Below are 21661 nucleotides of genomic sequence, written 5' to 3'. Positions count from 1 at the left end.
GAAGCGGTCGCCCTGATGCAACACCAGGAAACGACCGCCGCTTTTTACGTTTTTCTTAAATAAAACCCCCATTAACACGGAGTGTTTGTCCCGTAACCCATTGCGATTCTTCGCTCGCAAGAAATAGGATGACGCCTGCAATGTCCTCGGTTTCCCCGAGTCGTCCGAATGCGTTCATATTGGCAAGCCCCTGGATTTGTTCGGGCGTTTTGCCGACCGTGAAAAGCTCGGTATTTATAGGGCCAGGCGCTACGGCATTAATCGTGATGTTTCTCTTTCCAAGCTCTTTGGCCAGTTGACGCGTGAATTGTTCGACGGCTCCTTTCGAGCCCGCGTAAAGACTGTAAGCCGGAAACATCTGACCCGCTACCGAAGTGGAGAAGTTGATGATGCGACCACCCGGATTTAGATGCTTGGCGGCAAGCTGGCAAGAAAAGTAGGTCCCTTTGACATTAATCGCGAATAGCTGGTCGTAATCCGTTTCCGTAATATCGCCAATCGATTTGATAATGATGATCCCCGCGTTATTCACCACAATATCAAGCTTTCCGAACGTTTTAAGGGTTTCTTGATAGAGTTTTTCCAACTCGCTCAAACGGCTGATATCGGCCTGTATCGCAATAGCTTCTCCGCCGTTTTTTTGAATGTTCTGTACAACCTCTGCCGCCTGATCGGAACGGTTCGCAAAATTGATGACCACCTTGGCGCCATGATGTGCCAAATCTTCGGCTATCGTCTTTCCGATACCTCTGGACGCACCGGTGATCAAGGCAACTTTACCGGCAAGCTTCTTTTCCATTGCAGTGATCTCCTTTTCTAAAATATGGATAAGGGCGCGCGTTAAGCAACCGGGTAATCCATAACGACGATTCCCTCAACAAATGGGCCCATGGAACGTAAAAAACGTTGATGCAGGGGGTGTTGAACATAATCCCGGCAAGCCTGTTGATCCTCAAAAGTAACTCGGATCCCCAGCGTAAAGCCTTGCATGTGCTCCTTTTCTTCCGTCATGTTAATCCCGGCGCTAAGATCCACGATCCCCGGAATGTTCCCTTTAAAGTCATGCGCGCGTTTTACCGCATCTTCTTTCTCCGTATCGGAAACATCGGGCTTGAACTTCAATAGCACAATATGCTCAAACATCTTTCTCCCTCCCAGGTTCTCGTTTTATATTTGATTGTTCAACTGCTTCATTTGGGAAATTTCCTTCATCCATTTCACGAAATTTTCGGCTACGAGATCAAGATGTTTAACGGTAGGCTCATCTGTCAGTTCACCCATATCATTAAACTTCTCATGAACAAGGCCGATGTACACTTCATTTCCCGGTAACAGCGGTGAAGAAATGCCGGATGCAAACAGAATGTCGCGCAGATGGCCCTGCGCTTTGACCGACCCCAACAATCCCATGGAAGACCCTACGATCCATGAGGGCTTCCCGATCATGACTCGATCGACGCGGGATAACCAGTCAATCGCATTCACCATAACGCCGGGAATGGTCGAATTGTATTCTGGAGTCACCCATAACACGGCGTCGGCAGCAGCGACTTTGCCTTTGAAGTCAATAACCGGCTGCGGCGGAACAGACTCGATATCCTGATCGTAAAAAGGGAGGTCCCGAATGTTCAGTACATCCAACTGAAAGAGATGCTGATAACGGTTTTGGATATAGCGGGCTAACTTCAAGTTGTATGATTCTTTGCGAATGCTTCCGACAATGGCAGCTACTTTCATTTTCATCACCTCAATAGTATGGTCCGAATGGAAAACAGATTCAAAAGGGTAATCGTTGTCCTATCCATTCTTGCTATTCTCCTTAAGGAGGACATAGACTAGTGTATATGGGTCTGATGAGGTTAGGGAGAGATCCGGTTATCGTAGGATTGGGAATCCTACGTTCATTAATTAGTAGGGGGCATGGAAATCATGTCGAACAGATTGGATCGTTATGAGGAATTGTCCCGTTTTTTACGCTCACGCCGTGAACGAGTGACCCCAAGGCAAGTAGGATTGCCGGAAACCGGACGCAGACGTACACCGGGACTTCGCCGAAGCGAGGTGGCTCTGCTTGCAGACGTAGGATTGGATTGGTACACTTACTTGGAACAAGGGCGTCATATCAACGTATCCGCAGAGGTTCTTGATCGAATTGCAGAAGTGCTTAGGCTAGACGAATCGGAACGCAGGCATCTGTACCATCTAGCCCGTAAGCAAATTCCCTTGATCGATACGAAGCAACCCTCTAAGGTAACGCCGGAACTTCAACGCTTTTTGGATAGCCAAAACCTGTCCCCCTCGAATGTCATGGATACACGCATGAACATCATTGCCTGGAATGAGGCCTACTGCGCATTGAATGGGGATCTCGCGGCTATGTCGGATAGGGAACGAAATTTTGTATGGATGACATTTACGTCTTCCCGTTTCCGCTATGTCAAAGGCGACCAATGGGAACTGCATGCCAGGCGGATCGTCGCTAATTTCCATGCCGGGTATGCGCGTCACGGGGACGATCCATGGTGGTCTGAGCAGTTTGAGGCGCTGTCACAGGCTAGCGGGGAGTTTCGGGAATTTTGGGATTCCCACGAGGTTCTTGATACCATGGATGCTCCCAAGACGCTGCATTGTCCGAATCTTGGGAAATTAAATTTTGATCTTGTATCGTTTCAGTATTTGAACGATTCAAATTTGACCGTTTCCATTCATGTTCCCCATCAAGACGGCACAGTGGAAAAAATGCGGCGGCTGTTAATCGATTATGAGAGCCAGAAGACAGAGTCGCTTGAATCTTCTCAAAGAGTTTAGTAAGAGGCAACCGGCTTTTATAGCATGATTTTGTGACTCGGTGCAAAATGAAACGGACTAGCGTAATATCGAACGCTAGTCCGTTTTTGTTTGTTCATTTTTCTCCTTTATGAGCCGTTTTCGCTCCACATGGGCCACTCCCCATTGATGCAAGGTTTCCAACACCGGGGATAGGCTCATGCCGTACTCCGTGATGGAGTATTCCACTTTCGGCGGGATTTGCGGATAAATGACTCGCTTAACGATCCCTTCCTCCTCCAATTCACGCAGGTGGAGCGTAAGCATCCTTTGCGTGATGTCTGGCAGCAATCTTCTTAGCTCGTTGAACCGCAAAGGTTTACCTTGCAGCAAATGATAAAGGATGATCGGCTTCCATTTGCCGACGATCGAATCCAGCGCCGCAACGAATTGGCATTGGACAGGGTTCTTTTGCATACGCTGGCCTCCTTTACGGTACCTTTTTTAATACTATACCACATTTTTGTGCCTACTTACCATAAGTAAGTATATATAATATGATCAATCTAGAATTTGTATTTCACTTAATAACAGAAAGGAAGTTTTGATGATGGCAACTGTACTGTATATCACCGCGCATCCCCTTGATCCTGAGGAATCTTATAGCCTCGGGGTAGGCAAAGAATTTATTGAAGCGTACCGTGAGGCAAATCCAACGGATGAAGTGATTCATTTGGATATGTACAAAGAGGATATTCCGCAATTGGATGCCGATGTTTTACGCGGTTGGGGAAAGCTTCGAACGGGTTCGTCTTTCGAGCAACTGTCTGATTCCGAGAAATCAAAAGTAGCTCGTCTTGAAGCAATTGTTGATCAATACGTGGCTGCCGATAAGTACGTGTATGTTTCCCCCATGTGGAATTTCTCGCTTCCGCCGGTTTTGAAGGCATATACGGATGCGACTTCAATTCCGGGCAAGACGTTCAAATATACAAAAAATGGCCCTGTAGGTTTGTTGTCCGGCAAGAAAGCCCTACACATTCAAGCTAGCGGTTCCGTTTATTCGGAGGGTCCTCTTGCACCAATTGAAATGGGGTACAGCTATCTTACCAAAATATTACAATTTTATGGAATTCAATCTGTCGAGTCCATTTTTGTTGAGGGAACGGCATCCTTGGAGAAGGCTCCCGCTATTAAAGAAAAAGCAATTGCGCAGGCTAAGGAAGTTGCCAAACGTTTCTAATAAAGGGGCGCTCAATAGAGCGCCTCTTTCCGTTCTTGTTCTCCAAGTCAGCCTTTCTTCTTGGATTTTCTTCCAACTGCAGGTGTTTACCGCAGGTATGTTCTAAATAGGCGCGTGGGTTCAAGGATAACGTCAGGCAGGCTGGGCTGTAGGCCGGACTACCAGCTCGTTCACGTCGACGTCTGCCGGTTGCTCTATCGCATAAGCGATGGCACGGGCTATGGCGGAAGCCGGGAGGGCATTGGACCGGTACGTTTTCATCAATTCCTTGGCTTCGTCGTCTGAAATGCTTTCAGCGAGCTCGGACTCCGTCACACCGGGAGAGACGAGCGTTACGCGGATGTCGCTACCAATCTCCTGCCGTAAACCTTCCGTGATGGCGCGAACCGCGTATTTAGTCGCGCAATATACCGCTGCCGTCGGTGTGACGGCGTAGGCACCGATGGAAGCCACGTTAATCATGTGACCGGATTGTTGCTCTTTCATCACGGGGAGACCCGCAGCAATGCCGTGCAGAACCCCACGGATATTGACGTCGATCATTCTGTTCCATTCGTCGACCTTCAAGGTTTCCAAAGGAGAGAGAGGCATCACACCGGCATTGTTCACTACCACATCCACACGGCCAAACCGGCTTTGCGCCAAGCGGATGATTGCCTGCATCTGACCGATATTCGTAACGTCCAGCTGTTGATAAGCGACGGAACCTCCTTCGGCTTTAATGAGGGATGCCAGAGCTTCCAGTCTTTCCACGCGTCTGGCCCCAATGACGACATGGGCCCCCCGGCTGGCGAGAAGCTTCGCCGATGCTTCGCCGATCCCGCTACTTGCTCCTGTAATCACAACTACTTTTCCATTGATTTCGGACATTGCACATTTCTCCTTTTGAATTTAAATCATTCCAGTTAATCTCATGAAAATAACATCATGATGAAAATTGCTACTTCCCGCTATTTTTCACGGTAGAGAACCATACCGGCGTGATAGAGCACCGAGTCGCGGAAGTCGCCGTCCGCTGTAAACCCGGTATCATCCACATATTCGATATGGTCGCCTGTGATGGTATATCTGCCTTGATACGCGCTCTTCCGTTTTCCTCGCGCTTCGTCGTACCGCCCGTTAGGCAGCAGCTCATGCCGGATGAAGCCGTCTTTTGTCACCCACATGCCGACATAGGGATGGGATTGTTCGTTTTGAGTACTCATTGAATATTCTCCTTCCATTGCGATTGCTGGACTGAATCCTGCCTTGTCACTCGTTTCCTACGGTTAGGATTTCCGTACCATGTATCGCATTTCTTACATGTTCATTATCGTTCCTTCGGGGAGCAAGGCGGTAGCCGGATCATACACGAAGATTGCCTAATCCTCCAGAAGAGGATAAAGTTAAGTTTATCTTATGGATAAAAAGGGGGAGGAATAGATGGATGAATGGTTCGAGAAACAACGGAGAGATTTGCTTCGGATCATCGAGAGGTTCACACCGGAGGACGGGACGCATGATACGGAAGTTCCCGGTTTGCGCTTGATTCGTGCTTCGCGGTTATCCGAGCCGGTATACTCTGTCTACGAGCCTTCCCTTTGCGTCGTGGCGCAGGGTTCAAAGGTGGTCATACTGGGAAAAGAGGTTTATCAGTATGACCCGAGCAGCTATTTGACCGCTTCGGTACATTTACCGATTACAGGGCAAGTGGTGGAGGCTTCGAATGAAACCCCGTATTTGAGCCTGCAGATCCTTTTTGACTTAAACCAAATTGTTGATGTCATTCAGGCATCCGGTGATGCCATCCGAGCAGGAAATGAGACCCCCCGGGGGTTGAAGGTAAGCCGGGTGAACGATACGCTTCTGGATGCAGCGCTGCGGCTTGTGAAACTGATCGAAACGCCGCGGGATATCCCGGTGCTGGCGCCATATGCCATGCGGGAAATCATTTACCGGGTGCTTCAGAACGAAAATAGCGCATCTCTGATGCAATTTGCCGTTTTTGGAAGCCATGCACAACGAATCGCGGGGGTCGTTGAGAAGCTTAACCGCGATTTTGCCCAACCTTTGCGCGTAGAAGAATTGGCAGCGGAGGCCCGTATGAGCACTTCGTCTTTGTACGATTATTTTAAGCAAGTCACGGGGATGAGCCCGATCCAGTTCCAAAAACAAATTCGATTGCAAGAAGCGCGCCGGCTGCTTTTCTCCGGATCGATCGATGCGGCCGAAGCTGCGTTTCGGGTCGGGTACGAGAGCCCGTCGCATTTTAGCAGGGAATATGCACGGATGTTTGGGATGCCGCCGGTTCGGGACGTACGCCGATTGCGGAACGGAAGGATCCCGATAATGGGGCAATAAGCGAGTAGAAAGGAGATGAGAATGGAAATACATCGCTGTCTAAAGAGGTGAAGAAGGCCTTCCGCAAACACCACGGCGGCAGAATTGCTTGGGATCGCGACGGATTCTTTTGGGCTTGGACCTGAGGAGGTATTGGCCGAAGTAGACCTGAGGGAAGGAATATATCCGTGAAGCGAGAATCGTAAGAAGTTGGGTATAATGATATGATGTAGTAAGCTCGGCAGTACGGGCACCTAATACAATCTAATACATGCAAAGGAAGTAAACGATCATGATCGATATCACCATTCCCACCCCTGATGTCACTATTACCAAAAAGGTTGATCCTCAGGAAAGCAACATTTACGGCTTCACCGAATTTCACCTGATCACCAGAGAGTTAGGTGGGATTTTCATGTTTTACAACGATAAAGATGAATTGTTGTTCGTAGGAAAAGCCAGAAAGCTAAGACCGCGAATCAAAAAACATTTTGAGGATTCCGTATCCCCGATCAGAATGCACAGAGACGAAGTAACGAAAATCGAAGTTTGCATCGTTGAGGATCCGGTCCACAGAGAAATTTATGAAACGTATATCATTAATGAAGGCAAGGCCAAGTATAACGAAGACAAAGTATTTTTCAGGCAGGCCTAAATGACAAGCAATCCTAAACAACGTTACCGTTTCAGTGAAGCACCGATCTGGAAAGTCCAGCGGGAATATTATGAAGAGAAGGGAACGAAGGCCTGGAATAATGACCAAGTTCCTCAATATATAACGAGTAATCCCATGATCGCTGCTGCCTATGCAGAAATGATCTTTGGGTTTCTACAAGATCGAGCGAATAAGGGAAATGGCTCTGAGCCAGTGTCTATTGTGGAGCTTGGCGCAGGAGCGGGACGTCTTGCTTTCCATTTGTTAATCGAATTGTGTCAGTTAATAGATTATGCGGGGATCCCGCTGCCTTCGTTCCGCTATATCATGACGGATTTGGCCATGGACAATGTTATGGCATGGAAGGGGCATCCCGCGTTTCAAAAGTTTATTGCCGAAGGGTTACTGGACTTTGCGCGATTTGATGCGGTGCATGATTCCGAACTGAACCTCATTGTATCAGGCACAACGATTCGTGAAGGAGATTTAAAACAACCGTTAATCCTTGTTGCCAACTACTTCTTCGATAGCATCCCGCAAGATTTGATTTACATTGGCGACGGTAAAGTTTATGAAACGGATGTCTACGTTGAACAATCCGAACATCATGATTCACTTAAACCAGCAGAATGGTTAGATCAAATCACTTTACGCTATGAGCATCGACGTGCGCCCGAGTACGAACATGAAACCTATCCTTACCGCAATGTAATTTCCACGTATCAGGAACAACTAGAAGACTCGCATATTTTATTTCCTTCTGCGGGTCTCGCTTGTCTAGAGCATTTGAACCGGTTATCCCAGTGTGGATTTCTATTGATCACGGCAGACAAAGGAGATCACTTGCTGGATAGCTGGAAATTTGCAGAACCACCCGAGCTGATTTTACATGGAAGCTTTTCCTTAACGGCAAACTATCACGCGATTAAAGCTGTCTATGAACAAAAAGGAGCTGCGGCGTTATTCCCTCCGCATCATTATAAAAATATTAATGTGGGCTGTATTCTCCATCTGGATAAACCAATGGATTATCACAACCTGCGATTAGCTTACCGTCGTTGTATTGAACGCTTTGGTCCTGATGATTTCTTTAGTATGAAATGGTGGGTGGACCGCAATCTGGATAGCATGGGGCTGCAGCAAATCTTAAGCTTTTGGCGTTTGGGCGGCTATGATGCGGAATTTTTCATTCAGAGTACGAAGCGGATTTCCAACCTGTTGCCTGAATCAAATGAAGACGAAAAGCAGGATTTGCTTAGGGGCATTCAACTGATGTGGTCATCGTACTACGTCATGGAGCAGCGATATGATCTGGCGCTCGATGCCGGATTGATCCTATTCGAGATGGACATGTACGAACACTCCAAATATTATTTGGAGATTTCGGTACACGAAGAGCAAGATGAGGTCGTATCTACTGTATTTTATTGTCTAGCCATTTGCTGTTTCGAGTTAGACTTAGTTGAAGACGCCAAGAGGTACTTACAAAGGTTGTTGGAACTTGAGCCTGAAAACGAAGAGGCATTGGCGCTGATGAGCCTCTGATACGGGTATCTCAAAGTCAAAACCACGATAGAAGGCTGCCCTATTGACTCGCAAGAGTAAATCGGATACGTGGGCATGTCTGATAAGCGAATCGAGCATATTCTGAAAGGCCGCTAAAAGATGCTCCATTTGAGAAGAGAACAGCCTGCAGGCTGTTCTCTTTGTTTATGGGCTTTAGCCCGGTGCGTCGCAATTCCTTCAAATGCGTTTCTAACTAAATTTGGGCGGGCGGATTTAATACCTTGCATTATAGAGTAATCTATAATATAAATGAGTTACAGATGTTTCCAACTCCTTTATGGTGTGGAGGTGAGAATGTGGAAGTTAATAAAGAGGTATTAAAAGGTCATATAGACACGATCATACTCTCCCTTTTGTGCAACAAAGAAATGTATGGATACGAACTTGCCAAATCCGTACGGGAAAAAAGCAGCGATCAATTCGAATTGAAAGAAGGCACACTGTACCTGTCACTGAAACGGCTGGAAAAGAACGAGTGGATTTCTTCCTACTGGGGTGACGAACAAGGACCCGGCGGAAGAAGGAAATATTATAGAATCACACCCTTGGGCGAAGAAATCTTCCAACAAAAACGATTGGAATGGCGATTCATCAAGGGAATTATTGATTCATTTTTGGAGGGGGGAGATAGGAAGTGAAGCAAATCGAAATCTTTGTCGATTCTGTCTATCAGAATGCGGGTGGAAACAAACAAGAAATTAACGAACTAAAGGCTGAAATGAGAAGCCATCTTCTTGAAGCGGTACACGAATTGAAAGAAGAAGGAAAATCCGAGCAGGAAGCCATTCAGCTCGCCATCGAACGTTTTGGCGGGGAACAGGAGATGCGCTTCGAAATTTCCCGGCTTTATCAAAAGCAAAGACTATTTGCAAAAGGAGTGTTGTTTGCAGCTATAACGGCACTTATCGTCTCTATAATTTCGTTTCAATTCGTGTATCCGCGAGATTATTTGAGCAGTAATGACTTTCCCCATCGTATTAATGAAAAGATCATCGACAGCTTACAAGGCCATGAATCAATTACTGAAGAAGTAACAAAGGAACTTGAGTCCATCGGACAAAGCAATGGAAGGGTAGATAAAATAGAAATTTATAATACCCAAGGTTTAGAGGGGGATGATTTATTTTATTCCTTGGAGAATTCTAAACCTGCGTATTCTTACTCTAACGATGTTAATACGCCAAGATGGCTTTGGGCCGGGTATTACCAAGGTGGTAACGGAATCGGAGATTGGTTTGTTTACACATCGGCCTTCGGTTATTATGTAATCTCCATTTTGATTCTCGTAGCGGGAATCGCGCTATATTGGGCTTTATTCACAATCTGGGCAATTATCTATGCATTTCATACAACAGGGAAGGCGAGTGTCGTATGGACGCTAACATTTTTGTTTTTTAATATTATTGGTTTCGCAGGTTTCCTTTTGACTAGAAAGTTTAGAAACGGCGCAATGCAAGAATAAATGCAGCCAGAGAAGCCAGGGAAGCGATCGTCCGCACATGGTTCCAAGCTACCCAGCGGGATAAATAGTGCTGCCAGACTTCCGCTCCTTTGGCACTGTCTGGATTGACGGTGGCAAGTGCATTGTTAAGAGGCACGTTAAAGACGATTGTGGCGAGAAACGCACCGACGAAATAGAGCAGGCTGCCGATCAATAGGTATATTACGCCAGGCGTATTCAACCGATAAAGGGATACGCCTGCCAGGATGAGAGAGGTAAGTGCCGTTCCCATGAAAACGAAACTGAAAAGCGTTTGCAGGATGGTCGCGTTGATGGACTGCATTGCGGCAATTCCTTGCGCCGCCGGGAGCCGGGCAAGCGCGGCCATCACGAAGGTTGAGAAAGCAAAGAAAATGCCAGCGATCAACCCCGAGCCGAGCGCGGAGACATAGGTGAGGCCGATCATCCAATTAACCATGAACATTCATCTCCTTTTTAACCCTTCGATTTCTTACAGCCCCAACTAGCATAGGAATGGAGATCAGAAGACTGATTACAACCGGAATAATAGAGCCCTCGAGTCCAAAGTCGCCCCCTGTGAGAAGTGCGGGACCGTTCACCGTAACCGTAAATAGACCGGCAGCAGGGTGTCCGGAAACAGGGATGCCAAGCAAGCCTTCGACGGCATTCCAAGCAAAATGCAGTCCCATGGCAAACCACAAGTTCCTCCGCCACAAGAAAGCGGCTCCGAGCAGAACACCTGCTTCCAGGGCAATGGCGAACCCGCTCCATAAGGTTGCCCCTGAATTTCCGAGATGGGCAACTCCAAAGAATAGGGAGGTCACAGCAAGGGCGAGCGTTTTCCCTCCCATTTTATCAATGGCTTGAAACATCAGTCCGCGAAAGATAAGCTCCTCGACAACGGCGGCTGCTAAAGCTGGTGTAATAGAGGATATTAGAACAGAACTCATATCCGCAGAACTTGCCCACTGAAAGGAGTACCCTCCCAGAGCCATAATAATTAAAGCCGACCCTATGATAAAAATGGTCCCTGTTAGTACGCCCAGAACAGTTTCCATCCCTGCGCGGTGTCTCGATATTTCCGGAGTGGACCGCCGGGCCAAGTATGTCTGCGTGAGCTTATATACCAAGATGGCCAGACAACCCATCACTAGTGTAAAAATGAGGGAAGCTATACCTTCTGCTTGCTCTGTCAGCTGCCGGAATAACGTATCTATGAGAATAACTCCGATCGCCCCCGCAACCATCCAGACGATGGGAAAGCGCCAAAATAAACCCCATGCACCTAACTTCCTGCCATCCTGCAGCAAATCGTTATTTCCAGACATCTTTTTCTTCATGTCTCACATCGCCTCTTCCGTTGTTTGATGCTATGAGTATAGGCGGAAAAAGTCACAGAGAGACAGTGCGCTTTAGTCATAATATTTTTAATGATCCATCATTCCCGAATCCCGGGCTTTACGGGCGGCTTCCCGCCTTCCTTTCACGTTAAGCTTCGAATAAATCGTTGAGATATAATTTTTAACCGTTCCTTCGCTAAGATACAGCGCCTCGGCAATATCCTGATTACGCAGGCCGGCAGCCAGCTTATGCAACACTTCAATTTCACGGCCGGAGAGCCCGAATTCATTATTTTTCGGGGGGCTGGCATTGTTCATGTTCTTGATCATTTTACTCGCCATTTCCTGCGTAATTAAAGTTCCTCCCGCCTGAACCACCCGTATGCCTGCCGCCAGGTCTCTGGGATGAATGGCTTTGAGGAGATAACCTTCCGCACCATGGCTTAACGCCGCCAACACATATTCTACTTCTTTATAGGAGGTCAGCATGATGATTTTGGTTGCCGGTACTCGCTCCTTAATCAGAGCCGTTGCGGCAACGCCGTCCATGATGGGCATGTTGACATCCATCAACACCACATCCGGCTTAAACCGCTCGCAGCCTTTTACGGCTTCTTCTCCATTCTTGGCTAAACCGACAATTTCCAAATCCTCTTCCATGGACAGCACGATATGTAAGCTCTCGAGAATTAACTCTTGGTCATCGGCAAGCAGCACTTTAATCTTCGTCATGCGGTATCACTCCTTTCAGCGGGATTTCGCATCTAACTTCGGTCATAGCTGGAGTTCCCTTCCCGGATGATAGCAGCAGGCTGCCTCCCAGCCGCTCAACCCGATGCTTCATCGTGGTCAAGCCGAAGCCATAATTTAAGCTGTCGATCGGTATACCGTTATTTTGAACGGACAAATGCAGATGGGTCTCAGAATATGTAAGCTCCAGATGCAATTGAGATGCTTTTCCGTGTTTTAGTGCATTTGTAAAAGACTCCTGGATGACCCGTAGGACCGTTTGCCGTACATCAAAACGTATGGTTCGCTCCGTCTCCGGCAGACTCAAAGTCAAGTCTGTATCCGTGTGCTCCCGGAAACGGATCGCAAGGGATTCAACCTGTCGGACCAGACTGGATTCCTCTTCTTCCCCCATCTCGTGCACGATGTTTCTCATTTCGTCCAGATTTGTCTCAGCCAATGCTCTTAAGCGGATTAACCGGTCTTTGGCCTCGGCAGGCTTGCTGTCCATAAGGGCAATAGAAGCATCAAGGCTCAGGATGAGGGAGATAAAGGAATGACCCAGCGAATCATGAAGCTCCTTGGACATGCGGTTACGTTCTTCAAGCAACGTCATTTTCTCGATCTCGACCGAGTAATGAGTTAGCAGCTTATTTTGCTGTTCCACTTCGGCTACCAGTTTATTTTTCTGATGATACGCATTGGCGACGAAGCTTGCCCACATCCCGATGAAGCAGAACAGCAGATTGTCTGTTCCGATACTTAGGGCTTGCTCCCAAGATAATCTTAAGGAAGACTGAAAGGAAAAAGGAATGGAAGCAAGCAAGGGAATGATCCAAAGGATTTGCTTGGTCAATAAGTATCCCATGGTCAGACTCGGCAGCAAATAGTCCGCTTTTGAAGTCAGATCCGGATCAATAACTGAATGGACATAATAAGAACCGCCAAGCACTAGCTCCAGGATGCAAAACCAGACTTTGTTCATCCGGCGCCCAGGAAACCAGAACAGCAAAGGGACGATAAGGGCTAAGCTCAGCCAGATCACGTTTAATAACGTTCGGTTCGAAAAGTCACTTTCTGCCAGAATCCGGGACAACAGCAAAATATAATGGTATGAACGAAGGGCGAATATTCCCCAATCCATGAAAGATAAGATTTTTTTCATAGCATCATCATACAGGAAATCCCTAAAAATTGGGTAAAATTTTTGGGATTTCCGTGCCCTAGAAATAGGATTGACAAAGGGAAAATGGAGGAAATTATACGAAAAGCGGCGTGATGTTTGCAATCGACCATTATGTGCTGATCTTCGCGATTTTTCCGATTATCGGGAACTTTGTGATCGGCAAGAAGCTGAATCATATTCGCAGACATAGCACAACAGCAAGCTGTTCGGCAGGGAATATCCATTTTTATATTGAAATCGCTACCATAAAGTGGTTAGGGTATAGTTGAGGTGAATAATTATGGATAAAAAATGGCTATCTTGTGTGGCTGTACTCCTAATCATATTACTATTGTATGAATTTATTGGATTTGCACATCAATCCGGTACGATGAGCAGCATTGTTCAGGAATTACATGGTCATCCCGGAGATTCGGGACACCGTTATCACATCGTACTAATTGAGCAGGAACGTTATCATCCTTATTGGGAAATGGTTGAGAAGGGTGCAGAGAAAGCCTCGGAAAGGTATGGAATAGATATCGAATTTACCGGTCCGGTTCGCAACAATATGGACGAGCAGATTAATTTACTGGAAAAGGCGATTGCTGCCCGAGTGGATGCAATCATTGTCCAAGGCCTGAATGAGGATAGGTTTACTCCGGTCATCGATAAAGCTGTACAGCGTGGAATTCCCGTTATAACTATTGATACGGATGCTCCGGCCAGCAAGAGACTCGCTTATGTAGGTACGGATAATGAGGCGGCCGGCGAAAGCATGGGTCGTCTTGTTGTAGAAACTACGGGCGGATCCGGAAAAATAGGCGTCATTATCGGAAGTGAGCTTGCGGAGAACCAGCTGCAACGGCTGCAAGGGCTAGAAAACATTGTGAAGCAATACGAGGATCTGGACATTGTGGATGTCCGTAGCTCCAACATTTCACATATGGAGGCGATTCAACAAGCGGCGGGCATGCTGGCGGCGCACCCGGACATCACGATCATGGTTGGTACTAGTGCAACAGATGCCCTGGGCGTCCTTCAGGCCGCGAAGAGCTTAAAACGGGATGATCTTACGATCATTGGATTTGATAATGAGGAAGAGACGCTTGACGGCATTCTTAGAGGCGAGATCAAGGCGACTATAGCACAACAGCCATTTTTAATGGGGGATACCGCAGTCAAACTGCTTCATGAGCATTTTCAGGGAAAAGCCTTGCGGTCTGAATATTATACAGAGGTAATGGTGTTAGATAAACACAATGCCCAGAAGGGAGAAGGCCTGTGAGTATCCGCCAAAAGCTGTTGGTTTGTATTCCGCTCCTTGTGGTCTTGATGAGCACGGTTTCCTTTTTCCTGTTCCAAAGCGGGAAGAATGTGCAGGAGAGCTATCATTTAATGATGAATCGTATCTTGCTGTATAAAGAAGTGTCCTATGAGGTCGGGGAAATTATGCGTTCGATGAACCGTTTTATTATTCAAGTCGATGCGGATAGCTTTCCTGAAGTGGAACAACACCTAAGCGGTGTTCGGCGGCTGAGACAAGAACTCGATGGGTTGGAGACGATCGGCGGCAGCGATCTGCCGCTTGTCAATTATCGCAATATTATTGATACGTTTTTGGAGCAAGTAGAGGCTATGATCGGCAAGATCGACGATCAAGATTCGAGTACGATGGCAGGAGCTTACATTGAAGCGGAGAAGACCGAGCGCTTTATACGCGAGGAGGCTCAGGGATTAGTCGATATCGAGCTCGATCAGTACAAGCCGATTTATCAGGAGATTATGTCTACCACGGACAAATTGAATACGCTAGGGACGCAACTGGTTGTTACGGTTGCAGTTCTAAGCATTATTCTGGCCATATGGCTGTCGAATAGTATAACGGGGCCGATTCGGCGGCTGGTGGCCACGGCCAAGTTAATATCGAAGGGGCGGATGGACACCAAGGCACCGGAAAGCATTAACAATGATGAGATTAGCATCTTATGCCGAACCTTTAATGGCATGATCGATAATATTCAAAGCTTAATGGCGGATAACATCAAAAGTTTGGAGAAGGACCGCCTGGTTAAGGAGCTGGAGCTAAAGATGCTTCAGAGCCAAATTAATCCGCACTTCTTATTTAATACTCTTAATGCGATTACCAAGCTGGCATATATCGAGGGAGCCACCGAGACAAGCTATCTTACGGTATCGGTATCCCGGCTATTGAGATATAACCTGCAAAAGCTGGACCAAGCGGTTCCGCTGCGTGAAGAAGTCGAACATGTGACCGAGTATATCAACATTCAGAGGGCGCGGTTTCGTGACCGGATTTCTTTTGTCATGGAAGTTGATGAGAGAGCGCTGGATGTAATGGTTCCATGTCTGACTCTGCAGCCTATTCTGGAGAACGCATTCTTACATGGGATCGAGCAGATGGAGGAGGGCGGCGAGCTCAGGCTTACCATTCAATATGCGGATGAAGGTGTAGGAATTGAGATACGGGATAACGGCGCGGGTATGAGCCAGGAAACTGTGGAGCTGCTTCTCCGGTCCTTCCGGGAGGAATCCTCCAGCTTTGGCAGGAGAGGCCAATCTACTGGACTAGGGACGCATAATGTATTCAAAAGACTGCATTTATTCTTCAACGGGGAGCAGAGCATCGAAATAGATAGCGCCAAGGGGAAAGGGACCGCTATCTTCCTCAGAATCCCCTTTCGTACGGTAACTACATGACAAGAAAGGATGATGGCTCATGTTCAGCTTACTTATCGCGGATGACGAAGCGCTGGAGCGGGAAGGTCTCGAACTGATGATTAGGCATCTTATGCCGGACACCTTTCATTTTCTTCATGCGGAAAACGGAAGAAAGGCCATTCAAATTACGGAAGAGGAGCGGCCTGATTTTATCTTTATGGATATTAAGATGCCAGGCATTCAAGGGCTTGAAGCTGTACGTCATATTGCCGACATAGCTCCCTCAACCCAAATTGTGATGATCACGGCTCACGATTACTTCTCCTACGCGAAAGAGGGCTTGACTCTAGGAGTCAGGGATTATCTGCTTAAACCGGCAAGACCGGAGGAAATACTCCATGTATTACAGCTGTTAATTGCGAAAAAGGAAGAAGAGAAACGTGTGCGTAATGAGCAATTAGAGCTTCAGGAGAAACTGTCGCAGCTGATTCCGCTTGCCGAGAACGAGCTCTCTCTGATGCTTATGCTGGAGTCGGTGCAGGAGGTGGAGCTTGAACAGCTTGCTAGTCTGTTGGATATACAGTGGTATAAGGGTTATGCGATGGTATTATCCTTTTTCTTGAAATCCAAAAAGGAGTGGGACGAATTTCAACTGCTCAAGCGGGACATTTATGAAGCGGTTAAGCAGTTCACGAAGCCCAATCTGTCCCCGATTGTCGGGCCTATCGTTGGACATCAGATGGCTTTATTCATTCCTCTTCCACCCGGCAGGCACGGTTATTCCGAGCGCATTACTTCCCTGGAATGGGGTGAGCGTATCAGGGGGATTATCGAGGAGAGATTCCAGTTGTCTCTTTCCATAGGGATTGGATCGGTCCAGGAGGGCTGGGACGGGGTCAGCCGGTCCTACCGGGAAGCCGTTCGGGTGTGCGCGGAGGATAGCGTGCTCCTGAATGTACGGCATTACGATGATATGCTCCTAAGCTCGGGGCAGACGAAGATCTCAGTGGATGACGAGAAGAAGCTTTTGGATGCTTTGCTGCGGCATAACAAACAGGAGAGCGCAGAGAGACTCAACTCTTTGTATTCCATTTTGGAAGAGAAGAGCTTCGGTTCATTTGCTACCTTGCGCGCAGAGGTCATAGGGCTTCTGATGTTTCTGTGCCGCTCGGTTCGATCCGGTGAAGGTGCTAATCTGATTAGATCTTTGAGTGTAGTAGAGGATAGCGAGGTTCTTCGTAAAACGGCTTTATATTGGCTTGATTCCTTCATCGATGGTTTGAGGGAAGAGCGGGAGCAGAGTCGTTCACATGTATTCCGGAGGGCGCTTCTCTATATTGAGCAAAAGTATAAGAAAGATATCTCCATGGAGCACATTGCGGAATACGTGAATCTTAGCCCCCATTACTTCAGTAAATTATTCAAGCAGCATGCAGGAGAGACTTTTATCGACCATGTCACCGGGCTTCGCATTAAGGAGGCTAAGCAGCTGATTGAGCAACAAAGTCTCAGTTTAAAAGAGATCTGCTATGAGGTTGGTTATAAGGACCCTAATTACTTCAGCAGGGTCTTTAAGAAAGCGACAGGAATTACGCCAAGCGAATACCGGCAGCAAATCGAGAAGAAAAGTCCTTGTTAAACCAACAAGGATTTTTTTGTGCTTTATAACCAAATTTGTCCTGTAAAAAAAACGCAAGCGGTCTTCTTTCCAGAGGACAGCAAGGAAATGAAGATAGAGAGGAAAGAAGTGCTGCTAATGAACAAGCCGCCGAAATCACTCCCGTGCTAAGCTTTTTGTAAGCGTAACCAATTACTTTAGCTGATGAAAAGGGGAGATGAAAGAGTGAGAAAGTACGTTCAAGTATTTCGTCTAGGGGCAGCTCTGTTATTGGCATTATCACTTGCAGGCTGTGGATTGGTCTCCAATGGGGATACCGGAAATAAGGAAAAGACAGCCGCGAAAGACGGAGACAAAATTGTTATCGGAATGTCGATGGACACTTTGAAAGAGGAACGTTGGCAAAAGGACCGAGATATTTTCACCGCTAAAGTAGAAGAGCTCGGAGGCGAAGTGAAGGTGCTCGCGGCCAACGGGGACGATGCTACGCAGATGAGTCAGGCGGAGCAATTAATATCTCAGGGAGTAGACGTTCTTGTCGTTATTGCCCACAATGCTGAAGCCACAGCGCCGATTGTGGAAAAAGCGCACAAAGAAGGAATCAAGGTTATCGCTTACGACCGTCTGATTAATAACGCGGATGTGGACTACTATATTTCTTTTGACAATGTGCGGGTAGGTGAATTCCAGGCGAAAGCGGTGATCGAAAAGGCACCGAAAGGCAACATCGTCTATATCGGCGGAGCGGATACGGACAACAATGCCCATATGTTTAAGGAGGGGGCCATGAATATTTTGAAGCCTCTTGAAGAGAAAGGGGATATCAAGATTGTCTATGACCAGTTCTCCAAGGACTGGAAGCCGGAAGAGGCCCTTAAAAATATGGAAAATGCGCTGACTGCGAACAACAATGATGTTCAAGGCGTGGTTGCAGCCAACGATGGAACGGCAGGGGGTTCGATTCAAGCCTTAGCCGCCCAAGGCATGGCCGGCAAAATTCCGGTATCCGGACAGGATGCGGATTTAGCCGCCGTACAACGGATTGCGGAAGGCACCCAGCTGATGACCGTGTATAAGCCGATTAATGCGATCGCAACAGAGGCTGCAGAAATGGCAATGGCTGCGGCCAAGGGCGAAAAGATCACAACTGAAAAGACTGTAAATAACGGGAAGATTGATGTTCCTTCCGTGCTGCTCGACCCCATTGCGGTGAACAAGGACAATTTAAACGTCCTTATCGAAGATGGATTCCACAAGCTGGAGGATGTATACAAGAACGTCCCTAAGGACCAATGGCCCAAACAATAACTAGGTGCACGGGTGCGGAACCTTAGGGTTCCGCTCTCTGCTGATGATTCCTGGTCAGAAAGGGTGCGGAAATGATGCATGTATTAGAAATGTCGGACATCACCAAGGAATTCCCTGGAGTTAAGGCCCTGGACCGTGTGAATTTTAAGGTCAGGAAGGGAGAGATTCATGCTCTGTGCGGGGAGAATGGGGCCGGGAAGTCGACGCTCATGAAGGTATTAAGCGGCCTCTATCCGGCAGGAACCTATAGTGGAGAGATTATTATTGAGGGACAAAGCAGGCAGTTTCATCAAATATCGGATGCTGAAAAAGCCGGGATCGCCATCATTCATCAGGAGCTTGCCCTCGTTAAGGAGATGACGGTAGGCGAGAATATCTTTCTGGGAGCCGAGCCGTGCAGGCACGGGGTGATTCAGTGGGATGAACTGTACCATAACGCCTCTGTGTGGTTGAAAAAGGTAGGGTTGAATATTTCCCCAAACGTCAAAATCGGTCATCTGGGGATCGGACAGCAGCAGCTCGTTGAAATCGCAAAGGCGCTTTCCAAGCATACAAAAATTTTGATTCTGGACGAACCGACGGCGGCTTTGACTGAAAGTGAAGTCTCCATCCTGATGGGGATATTGAATCAGCTGCGCAGTGAGGGCGTTTCCTGTGTATATATCTCGCACAAAATGCCCGAAGTGTTTGCTCTTGCGGATTCCATCACGGTACTCCGCGATGGGCGCACGATAGCGACTCTGGATCGTAAAGAGACGGATGATGATCAGGTTGTATCCCTGATGGTGGGCCGGGAACTAACGGAGAGATATCCGCGAGTAGACCATACCCCGGGAGATACGGTGCTTGAGGTAAGCCATTATAACGTATGGCATCCTGAAAAGCGTAATCAAAGAGTGCTCCGGGATATCCACCTCACACTGCGTAAAGGGGAGATCCTTGGAATCGCCGGACTGATGGGTGCGGGACGGACCGAGTTGGCGAGCAGTCTTTTTGGGGCTTATGAAGGCAGGGCTGAGGGAGAGGTACGAATCGAAGGGAAAACGGTAAGGATCAGATCCGTTGCAGAAGCCATTAAAGCCGGGATTGCTCTGGTGACGGAAGACCGCAAACGCCAAGGACTAGTGATGGGCATGGATGTGAAACGTAATACCACGATGGCTGCGATGGGCAAGGTATCGAGGTTTGGTGTTATTAACGAGAATGAAGAGATCAAATGGGGACGCCAGTATGTGCAGGAGTTAAAGACGAAAACATCTTCGTTGGAAACGTTGGTAGGGACCCTATCAGGAGGGAATCAGCAGAAGGTTGTACTTGGAAAATGGCTGATGTCCGATCCGAAAATCCTGATTATGGACGAACCTACCCGGGGGATTGACGTCGGAGCGAAATACGAAATCTACAATCTAATGAATCGGCTGGTAGATCAGGGTGTAGCCATTATTATGATTTCCTCGGAGCTGCCGGAGGTGCTGGGCATGAGCGATCGGATTATGGTGATGTGCGAAGGGGAACTCGTGAAGGAATTTCAATGGTATGAGGCTACTCAAGAGAATATCATGATAGCCGCTGCGGGAGGTAAATAATGATGCAGCTTCAAAAGGAACTTCAGGATAGAACGGATGTCCCTGTGACCCGAAAGTCGCTCTGGAGCAGCTTGTTTGGTGAAATGGACGTTCGTGCATATACCATGGTTGGAGCGCTGGTGCTGCTATGGGTCTTGTTTGGCATTCTGAATCCTACCTTTTTAACCGCGCGAAATTTATCCAATCTATTCACGCAAATGTCCGTAACTTCCATACTGGCTATTGGGATGGTACTGGTCATTGTAGCGGCTCATATCGATCTTTCAGTAGGCTCGATCGTAGGTTTGACCGGAGGCATAGCCGCTATACTGAGTAATTGGCTGGGACTGCCGGCGATTATCGTCATTCTTGCAACTATGGCTGCCGGAGCAGTACTAGGTCTGTTTCAAGGATGGCTTGTGGCTTACAAAATGATCCCTGCTTTCATCGTCACTTTGGGTGGCATGATGGTGTTCCGCGGCGTGTTAATGGGTGTCACCGAGTCGAAGACGATTCCGATATCCGATCCGGTGCTTGGATTGCTGGGAAATGCTTATTTTGCTAAAGGGTTCGGTATCGTGATTGGCTTGCTGGCCGTGGGATTTCTTCTGTGGAGCGCCTTTAGGAAGAGAAAATCCCGGCAAAAATACGGCTTCGAGGTTGCGCCGCTCGGCGTGGATATCATTAAGGTCTTCTTCCTGTCGCTCCTGGTAGGATCGTTCGTATTCGTCATGAACAATTACAAAGGGATTCCTTTTCCTATTATCTTCGTCATTGTATTGGCGATCATTTTCTACTTTATTTCAACAAAGACCACCTTTGGACGTCATATTTATGCCATTGGAGGGAATATGGAGGCTGCACGCCTGTCGGGCATTCCTATTAAGCGGAAGACGATGCTGATCTTTGTACTAAACGGACTGCTCGCTTCGATTGCGTCCATCGTCCTGACTTCCCGCCTAGCTTCCGCGACCATCACTGCCGGCAACATGGCGGAAATGGATGCTATTGCCGCTTGCGTCATCGGTGGAACCTCATTGATGGGCGGGGCCGGTACCGTCATAGGTGCCATTATAGGCGCATTGGTGATGACTACCCTCGACAACGGGATGTCCCTTATGGGGTTGGAATCCTTCTGGCAGTACGTAGTTAAGGGCTCCATCCTGGTTATCGCCGTTTGGCTTGATATCTCTAACCGCCGTAAGGGAGTAAAATAGGACTCACTCATATAGTTAATAGGAAG

General features: G+C 47.6%; 23 protein-coding genes and 1 pseudogene. 14 read left to right on the top strand and 10 right to left on the bottom strand.

Annotation, left to right across the window (positions count from 1 at the left end; genetic code table 11):
- Positions 1–55: 55 nt before the first annotated feature.
- From ACSFXJ_RS25665 to ACSFXJ_RS25655, 3 genes are read right to left on the bottom strand one after another with little or no spacing between them, the layout of a single operon-like run.
- Positions 56–799: an SDR family oxidoreductase gene (locus ACSFXJ_RS25665; protein ID WP_435923136.1), complete on the bottom strand. Its 744-nt coding sequence runs from the start codon at positions 797–799 to the stop codon at positions 56–58.
- 41 nt (positions 800–840) lie between these two features.
- Positions 841–1143, bottom strand: coding sequence for a Dabb family protein (locus ACSFXJ_RS25660; RefSeq protein WP_435923135.1), 303 nt, complete (start codon positions 1141–1143; stop codon positions 841–843).
- A gap of 24 nt (positions 1144–1167) precedes the next feature.
- Complete coding sequence (locus ACSFXJ_RS25655) at positions 1168–1737, bottom strand: NADPH-dependent FMN reductase (RefSeq protein ID WP_435923134.1); 570 nt, start codon at positions 1735–1737, stop codon at positions 1168–1170.
- Positions 1738–1929: 192 nt separating this feature from the next.
- Here ACSFXJ_RS25655 and ACSFXJ_RS25650 point away from each other — a divergent pair, with 192 nt between their 5' ends.
- Positions 1930–2808 (top strand): helix-turn-helix transcriptional regulator, encoded by an 879-nt coding sequence (locus ACSFXJ_RS25650; RefSeq protein WP_435923133.1) that lies wholly within the window; start codon positions 1930–1932, stop codon positions 2806–2808.
- Between the two features lie 75 nt (positions 2809–2883).
- Here ACSFXJ_RS25650 and ACSFXJ_RS25645 read toward each other — a convergent pair whose 3' ends face one another.
- Positions 2884–3243: a winged helix-turn-helix transcriptional regulator gene (locus ACSFXJ_RS25645; RefSeq protein ID WP_435923132.1), complete on the bottom strand. Its 360-nt coding sequence runs from the start codon at positions 3241–3243 to the stop codon at positions 2884–2886.
- A 133-nt stretch (positions 3244–3376) separates the two neighbouring features.
- Here ACSFXJ_RS25645 and ACSFXJ_RS25640 point away from each other — a divergent pair, with 133 nt between their 5' ends.
- Positions 3377–4009, top strand: a complete 633-nt coding sequence (locus ACSFXJ_RS25640; RefSeq protein ID WP_435925871.1) for an NAD(P)H-dependent oxidoreductase — start codon at positions 3377–3379, stop codon at positions 4007–4009.
- Between the two features lie 132 nt (positions 4010–4141).
- Here the strand turns inward: ACSFXJ_RS25640 and ACSFXJ_RS25635 are convergent, their stop codons facing one another.
- Both ACSFXJ_RS25635 and ACSFXJ_RS25630 read right to left on the bottom strand, forming a co-directional pair.
- On the bottom strand, positions 4142–4879 hold the full coding sequence (locus ACSFXJ_RS25635) for an SDR family oxidoreductase (RefSeq protein ID WP_435923131.1): 738 nt from the start codon (positions 4877–4879) through the stop codon (positions 4142–4144).
- A gap of 80 nt (positions 4880–4959) precedes the next feature.
- Entirely contained in the window at positions 4960–5214 is a 255-nt protein-coding gene (locus ACSFXJ_RS25630; RefSeq protein WP_435923130.1) for an Atu4866 domain-containing protein, read from the bottom strand.
- Between the two features lie 217 nt (positions 5215–5431).
- Here ACSFXJ_RS25630 and ACSFXJ_RS25625 point away from each other — a divergent pair, with 217 nt between their 5' ends.
- The 6 genes and pseudogenes from ACSFXJ_RS25625 to ACSFXJ_RS25600 all read left to right on the top strand — a co-directional run bounded on the left by ACSFXJ_RS25625 (position 5432) and on the right by ACSFXJ_RS25600 (position 10011).
- The gene (locus ACSFXJ_RS25625) at positions 5432–6349 is read left to right on the top strand and encodes an AraC family transcriptional regulator (protein ID WP_435923128.1); all 918 of its coding nucleotides are present in this window, start codon (positions 5432–5434) and stop codon (positions 6347–6349) included.
- Positions 6350–6363: 14 nt separating this feature from the next.
- Positions 6364–6474 (top strand): annotated as a pseudogene (locus ACSFXJ_RS25620) (DUF6953 family protein); the annotation flags it as partial.
- A gap of 146 nt (positions 6475–6620) precedes the next feature.
- A complete protein-coding gene (locus ACSFXJ_RS25615; protein ID WP_213653351.1) occupies positions 6621–6983 on the top strand; it encodes a nucleotide excision repair endonuclease in 363 nt (120 codons plus the stop codon).
- Positions 6984–8528, top strand: coding sequence for a tetratricopeptide repeat protein (locus tag ACSFXJ_RS25610; protein WP_435923127.1), 1545 nt, complete (start codon positions 6984–6986; stop codon positions 8526–8528).
- 317 nt (positions 8529–8845) lie between these two features.
- Positions 8846–9187 carry a PadR family transcriptional regulator gene (locus tag ACSFXJ_RS25605; RefSeq protein WP_435923126.1) on the top strand — a complete coding sequence of 114 codons (342 nt, stop codon included), beginning with the start codon at positions 8846–8848 and terminating at the stop codon, positions 9185–9187.
- Positions 9184–10011, top strand: a complete 828-nt coding sequence (locus ACSFXJ_RS25600; protein WP_435923125.1) for a permease prefix domain 1-containing protein — start codon at positions 9184–9186, stop codon at positions 10009–10011. Before ACSFXJ_RS25605 ends, ACSFXJ_RS25600 begins: the two co-directional genes overlap by 4 nt.
- On the opposite strand, the gene ACSFXJ_RS25595 is transcribed toward ACSFXJ_RS25600, so the two are convergent.
- The 4 genes from ACSFXJ_RS25595 to ACSFXJ_RS25580 form a co-directional block, all read right to left on the bottom strand.
- Positions 9986–10468: a DUF1772 domain-containing protein gene (locus tag ACSFXJ_RS25595; protein ID WP_435923124.1), complete on the bottom strand. Its 483-nt coding sequence runs from the start codon at positions 10466–10468 to the stop codon at positions 9986–9988. The genes ACSFXJ_RS25600 and ACSFXJ_RS25595 overlap by 26 nt on opposite strands.
- On the bottom strand, positions 10461–11351 hold the full coding sequence (locus tag ACSFXJ_RS25590) for a CPBP family intramembrane glutamic endopeptidase (RefSeq protein ID WP_435923123.1): 891 nt from the start codon (positions 11349–11351) through the stop codon (positions 10461–10463). Before ACSFXJ_RS25590 ends, ACSFXJ_RS25595 begins: the two co-directional genes overlap by 8 nt.
- An 87-nt stretch (positions 11352–11438) precedes the next feature.
- Positions 11439–12083 carry a response regulator gene (locus ACSFXJ_RS25585; RefSeq protein WP_435923122.1) on the bottom strand — a complete coding sequence of 215 codons (645 nt, stop codon included), beginning with the start codon at positions 12081–12083 and terminating at the stop codon, positions 11439–11441.
- Positions 12070–13245 (bottom strand): sensor histidine kinase, encoded by a 1176-nt coding sequence (locus ACSFXJ_RS25580; RefSeq protein ID WP_435923121.1) that lies wholly within the window; start codon positions 13243–13245, stop codon positions 12070–12072. The genes ACSFXJ_RS25585 and ACSFXJ_RS25580 overlap by 14 nt, the downstream gene beginning before the upstream one ends.
- A 301-nt stretch (positions 13246–13546) precedes the next feature.
- Here ACSFXJ_RS25580 and ACSFXJ_RS25575 point away from each other — a divergent pair, with 301 nt between their 5' ends.
- The 6 genes from ACSFXJ_RS25575 (at position 13547) to ACSFXJ_RS25550 (ending at position 21635) form a co-directional block, all read left to right on the top strand.
- Positions 13547–14533 (top strand): sugar-binding protein, encoded by a 987-nt coding sequence (locus tag ACSFXJ_RS25575; protein WP_435923120.1) that lies wholly within the window; start codon positions 13547–13549, stop codon positions 14531–14533.
- Entirely contained in the window at positions 14530–15966 is a 1437-nt protein-coding gene (locus tag ACSFXJ_RS25570; protein WP_435923119.1) for a histidine kinase, read from the top strand. Before ACSFXJ_RS25575 ends, ACSFXJ_RS25570 begins: the two co-directional genes overlap by 4 nt.
- 19 nt (positions 15967–15985) lie before the next feature.
- Complete coding sequence (locus ACSFXJ_RS25565) at positions 15986–17566, top strand: response regulator (protein ID WP_435923118.1); 1581 nt, start codon at positions 15986–15988, stop codon at positions 17564–17566.
- 183 nt (positions 17567–17749) lie between these two features.
- On the top strand, positions 17750–18853 hold the full coding sequence (gene xylF, locus ACSFXJ_RS25560) for a D-xylose ABC transporter substrate-binding protein (protein WP_435923117.1): 1104 nt from the start codon (positions 17750–17752) through the stop codon (positions 18851–18853).
- Between the two features lie 74 nt (positions 18854–18927).
- Complete coding sequence (locus ACSFXJ_RS25555) at positions 18928–20439, top strand: xylose ABC transporter ATP-binding protein (protein WP_435925870.1); 1512 nt, start codon at positions 18928–18930, stop codon at positions 20437–20439.
- 2 nt (positions 20440–20441) lie between these two features.
- Entirely contained in the window at positions 20442–21635 is a 1194-nt protein-coding gene (locus ACSFXJ_RS25550; protein ID WP_435925869.1) for a sugar ABC transporter permease, read from the top strand.
- Positions 21636–21661 lie beyond the last annotated feature (26 nt).

Origin of the sequence: Paenibacillus salivarius (assembly GCF_051307165.1) — a bacterium.
Taxonomy (GTDB): Bacteria; Bacillota; Bacilli; order Paenibacillales; family Paenibacillaceae; genus Fontibacillus.
Note: the sequence above shows the minus strand (reverse complement) of the source record. Positions and strands in the feature narration are given on the sequence as shown.

What these genes read in the sequence shown, in the direction of transcription:
- ACSFXJ_RS25665 (WP_435923136.1), bottom strand. Translation starts at nt 799, where the DNA reads ATGGAAAAGAAGCTTGCCGGTAAAGTTGCCTTGATCACCGGTGCGTCC.
- ACSFXJ_RS25660 (WP_435923135.1), bottom strand. Translation starts at nt 1,143, where the DNA reads ATGTTTGAGCATATTGTGCTATTGAAGTTCAAGCCCGATGTTTCCGAT.
- ACSFXJ_RS25655 (WP_435923134.1), bottom strand. Translation starts at nt 1,737, where the DNA reads ATGAAAGTAGCTGCCATTGTCGGAAGCATTCGCAAAGAATCATACAAC.
- ACSFXJ_RS25650 (WP_435923133.1), top strand. Translation starts at nt 1,930, where the DNA reads ATGTCGAACAGATTGGATCGTTATGAGGAATTGTCCCGTTTTTTACGC.
- ACSFXJ_RS25645 (WP_435923132.1), bottom strand. Translation starts at nt 3,243, where the DNA reads ATGCAAAAGAACCCTGTCCAATGCCAATTCGTTGCGGCGCTGGATTCG.
- ACSFXJ_RS25640 (WP_435925871.1), top strand. Translation starts at nt 3,377, where the DNA reads ATGGCAACTGTACTGTATATCACCGCGCATCCCCTTGATCCTGAGGAA.
- ACSFXJ_RS25635 (WP_435923131.1), bottom strand. Translation starts at nt 4,879, where the DNA reads ATGTCCGAAATCAATGGAAAAGTAGTTGTGATTACAGGAGCAAGTAGC.
- ACSFXJ_RS25630 (WP_435923130.1), bottom strand. Translation starts at nt 5,214, where the DNA reads ATGAGTACTCAAAACGAACAATCCCATCCCTATGTCGGCATGTGGGTG.
- ACSFXJ_RS25625 (WP_435923128.1), top strand. Translation starts at nt 5,432, where the DNA reads ATGGATGAATGGTTCGAGAAACAACGGAGAGATTTGCTTCGGATCATC.
- ACSFXJ_RS25615 (WP_213653351.1), top strand. Translation starts at nt 6,621, where the DNA reads ATGATCGATATCACCATTCCCACCCCTGATGTCACTATTACCAAAAAG.
- ACSFXJ_RS25610 (WP_435923127.1), top strand. Translation starts at nt 6,984, where the DNA reads ATGACAAGCAATCCTAAACAACGTTACCGTTTCAGTGAAGCACCGATC.
- ACSFXJ_RS25595 (WP_435923124.1), bottom strand. Translation starts at nt 10,468, where the DNA reads ATGGTTAATTGGATGATCGGCCTCACCTATGTCTCCGCGCTCGGCTCG.
- ACSFXJ_RS25590 (WP_435923123.1), bottom strand. Translation starts at nt 11,351, where the DNA reads ATGAAGAAAAAGATGTCTGGAAATAACGATTTGCTGCAGGATGGCAGG.
- ACSFXJ_RS25585 (WP_435923122.1), bottom strand. Translation starts at nt 12,083, where the DNA reads ATGACGAAGATTAAAGTGCTGCTTGCCGATGACCAAGAGTTAATTCTC.
- ACSFXJ_RS25580 (WP_435923121.1), bottom strand. Translation starts at nt 13,245, where the DNA reads ATGAAAAAAATCTTATCTTTCATGGATTGGGGAATATTCGCCCTTCGT.
- ACSFXJ_RS25575 (WP_435923120.1), top strand. Translation starts at nt 13,547, where the DNA reads ATGGATAAAAAATGGCTATCTTGTGTGGCTGTACTCCTAATCATATTA.
- ACSFXJ_RS25565 (WP_435923118.1), top strand. Translation starts at nt 15,986, where the DNA reads ATGTTCAGCTTACTTATCGCGGATGACGAAGCGCTGGAGCGGGAAGGT.
- xylF (WP_435923117.1), top strand. Translation starts at nt 17,750, where the DNA reads ATGAAAAGGGGAGATGAAAGAGTGAGAAAGTACGTTCAAGTATTTCGT.
- ACSFXJ_RS25555 (WP_435925870.1), top strand. Translation starts at nt 18,928, where the DNA reads ATGCATGTATTAGAAATGTCGGACATCACCAAGGAATTCCCTGGAGTT.
- ACSFXJ_RS25550 (WP_435925869.1), top strand. Translation starts at nt 20,442, where the DNA reads ATGCAGCTTCAAAAGGAACTTCAGGATAGAACGGATGTCCCTGTGACC.